Source organism: Peptoniphilus sp. DNF00840 (assembly GCF_001553125.1).
GTDB classification, from domain to species: domain Bacteria; phylum Bacillota; class Clostridia; order Tissierellales; family Peptoniphilaceae; genus Peptoniphilus_A; species Peptoniphilus_A vaginalis.
The window spans coordinates 1-2,744 of record NZ_KQ960223.1 but is presented as its reverse complement, the minus strand read 5'-3'; the positions used below and the strand labels follow the sequence as shown (position 1 = coordinate 2,744).

The window sequence follows — 2,744 nt, the reverse complement described above, 5'->3', positions numbered from 1 at the left end:
CAGGCTTTTTTGCCTGCTTTGTCATCAGTCTGAATGTGATAAAAATCACATTATTTTTTTGCCTAAGATGGTAAAATTAAAATAGAAAAGAGGGATATGATGAGTTTATTTTTAGGATACATCCACCACTTGATGTACGAAAAGATTTTATTTCAAGAAGAATTGTTAGGAAGTTTGCTGGACTTAGTTGATGAAGATGAAAAAATTAGTTTAAGCAAGGAACTTGATAAGGAATTTCCAATAGAGAAGGGTGACTTAAAGGATATTATTGACGAATCTAATATTCACGGATGGCTTGATGAAAGAGTGAGAAGGAGTGAGCACAGACTTGCAAAGACAGTGGCATTTTTGTTAAAGGACTTTGACATAGTAGATTTAAAAAATAAATTTTACGATTTTGGAAAGAAATACGAAGCTGGAGATACTCCTGAAGAAGCCTTCAACTTTATTACTTCAAAATTTTTAGATGGGATGCCCTGTGATCACTCGTTAATGATAGTGAAAAACGATGAAGAAGAATTTGTTTTTGAAGTTGCAAGAGACCTTCACAGAGATATTTGGGAAGCTTATGTTAATCCAGATTACTATTGGGACCTAAGAGATGCTTTTATAGGTGGAAGTTTAGAAAATTCTGGATTAAAATATGAAAATATAGATGAAACTTATGTAATTAGGAAGTGATTTAATGGATACTTTAAAATATACGATTGAATACTTGGAAGACGAGCACGAAGAAATTCTAGCTTTTTGTAAGAGGATGGAAGAAAAGTGTTTGGAAATTCTTCACGGAAATGTTGATAAAGAATTTTTCAGGAGAGCTATAAGTTTTATAAGATTGTATGCCGACGGACTTCACCACAAGAAGGAAGAAGACATTTTATTTAAGGCAATGCTTGATAACCTTGGACCTCTTGCAGAAAAAGTTGTACGTGGCGGCATGCTTGTTGAACATCAAATGGCAAGGGGTTATGTAATGGAGCTTGAAAATAATTTAAACTTGTTTGAAGAAAATTCAGATGATCTTGCAAAGTTACACATAATAACAAATGCTATGGCTTATGTTGAGCTACTTAGAAATCATGCAGAAAAGGAAAACAAAACAGTTTATCCCTTTGCAGATAAAAGTCTTCCAGAAGATGTGAAAGAAGAAGTTGCAAGAGAAATGAAAGAAAGGGTTAGGGAGGAAGAAAAGTCTCTTGAAGATAAAAAGAATTTGATGGAGTCCTTGGGAATTTAATTTAAAATCCCCCTTAATTATATATAAATTCACTTTCATCTATTAGTATAAAGATTACAAATTGATTACAAAGTCTTCATAAGCAAGACTTTTACTAGACTTTTTGATAATATAATTCTTCGAGGTGAAAGAATGAAAAGAATACTCATATTGATGATAATTTTAATTGCAGCACCCTTTAGTGTTTTTGCATCTAAAGAAGTGGCAATGCCTTTGAATGTAAGTGCAATTAAAGAAAGTGATGTTTACAATTTTGAAATTAAAAATGCCAAAGATAAGGACCTAATAGAAATTGAAGTTAAGAGCGAGGGAAATGAATCCAAGGGAGTGTTTAAGAAAAATATTATCTCCAAGGACAATAAGAAATTTATTTCTATAAGCCAAGAGGAATTAGATTCTCTTGTTGGTCCATCAAGTGGCTATGCCTTTAGACTTAGGTTTGCCAATAATGAAAAGTCCTTAGGATTTTCCAACGAACTTCACTTAGGTAAGGCTCCTGTTTTTAGAAATTATAGCAACTGGGCTTATCAAGATTTATTAAAGGCAGAAGGTTTAAAACTTTTTTCTAAAGGAGTAGCAACTGATACAAGAGCAAAAATTACTAGGGAAGAGTTTGCAGAAATTGCAGTTAAGGCCTACAAGATAAAGTATGAGAGATCTTCTCAGGGAACTGTGAAGCACTTCAAAGACACAGACAACCAATATGTTAATATGGCCTATGATCTTGGCATAATGAGTGGAAAGGGCGATGAAACTTTTTCTCCAAAGGCTCACATGACTAGGGAAGACTATGCAGTTGTCATTGCAAATATTTTTGAATTAAATAACAAGAAGAATGTTAGCATGAAGGACAAGAAGAAGATTGCTAGTTATGCAAGAGAATCTGTTAACAAGGCACTTAATGCAAAGTACTTAACTCTAGATGAAAAGAAAAACTTTAATCCAAAGAAGGAAATGAGTAGGGAAGAAGTTATTTCTTCTATAGTACGTAATATTTAATGTAAATTTTACAAAAAATTTATTTAAATTATAAAATTAAATAATTTATGATATAATACTTCCAGGTGAGATAATGAAAAAAGTAATTTTTGACATTAGTCCACTTGGAAGTTTTCAATTTTCTTGTGAGACTTACATAATTTATTATAGGGAAAAATATGGAAAAGATATTTTTTTCTACACTAGAAAAGATGGAAAGTACATTAAGGTAGAGGATAGTGAAGAACTAAAGAATTTAAATAACAGGGTCATTGTTCACAGAGACTTGGGACCCGTTGTTGAAATGATTCCTCACGACTTAGACACAAGAGTCTTGCCACTAGATGAAGAGCAAGAAGAAGATGAAATCCTAATTGATATTGTTGAGAGATTGGGAGATAGAGCAAGCTGGAAGAATTCTAAGATCCAGGTTGTTGAAGTTCAATAATTAATAGGTAAAGTAAAAGAGATTCGTAATCGAATCTCTTATTTTTTTTCTAAATTGCAACAATAAGTTAGCCACTTTTGA

The 2,744-nt window shown here is 32.3% G+C and carries 4 protein-coding genes; all 4 read left to right on the top strand.

Annotation, left to right across the window (positions count from 1 at the left end; all coding sequences use genetic code 11):
- Positions 1-99: 99 nt before the first annotated feature.
- The 4 genes from HMPREF1864_RS05730 to HMPREF1864_RS05715 all read left to right on the top strand — a co-directional run bounded on the left by HMPREF1864_RS05730 (position 100) and on the right by HMPREF1864_RS05715 (position 2,663).
- Entirely contained in the window at positions 100-681 is a 582-nt protein-coding gene (locus HMPREF1864_RS05730) for a hypothetical protein (protein ID WP_062571880.1), read from the top strand.
- Between the two features lie 4 nt (positions 682-685).
- Positions 686-1,237, top strand: coding sequence for a hemerythrin domain-containing protein (locus tag HMPREF1864_RS05725; RefSeq protein ID WP_062571879.1), 552 nt, complete (start codon positions 686-688; stop codon positions 1,235-1,237).
- Positions 1,238-1,369: 132 nt separating this feature from the next.
- A complete protein-coding gene (locus HMPREF1864_RS05720) occupies positions 1,370-2,236 on the top strand; it encodes an S-layer homology domain-containing protein (RefSeq protein ID WP_062571878.1) in 867 nt (288 codons plus the stop codon).
- Between the two features lie 73 nt (positions 2,237-2,309).
- Positions 2,310-2,663 (top strand): hypothetical protein, encoded by a 354-nt coding sequence (locus HMPREF1864_RS05715; RefSeq protein WP_062571877.1) that lies wholly within the window; start codon positions 2,310-2,312, stop codon positions 2,661-2,663.
- The last annotated feature ends 81 nt before the right edge of the window (positions 2,664-2,744 follow it).

Excerpts from the sequence above, each read along its gene's own strand:
- HMPREF1864_RS05730 (WP_062571880.1), top strand. The coding sequence starts at position 100 with ATGAGTTTATTTTTAGGATACATCCACCACTTGATGTACGAAAAGATT.
- HMPREF1864_RS05725 (WP_062571879.1), top strand. The coding sequence starts at position 686 with ATGGATACTTTAAAATATACGATTGAATACTTGGAAGACGAGCACGAA.
- HMPREF1864_RS05720 (WP_062571878.1), top strand. The coding sequence starts at position 1,370 with ATGAAAAGAATACTCATATTGATGATAATTTTAATTGCAGCACCCTTT.
- HMPREF1864_RS05715 (WP_062571877.1), top strand. The coding sequence starts at position 2,310 with ATGAAAAAAGTAATTTTTGACATTAGTCCACTTGGAAGTTTTCAATTT.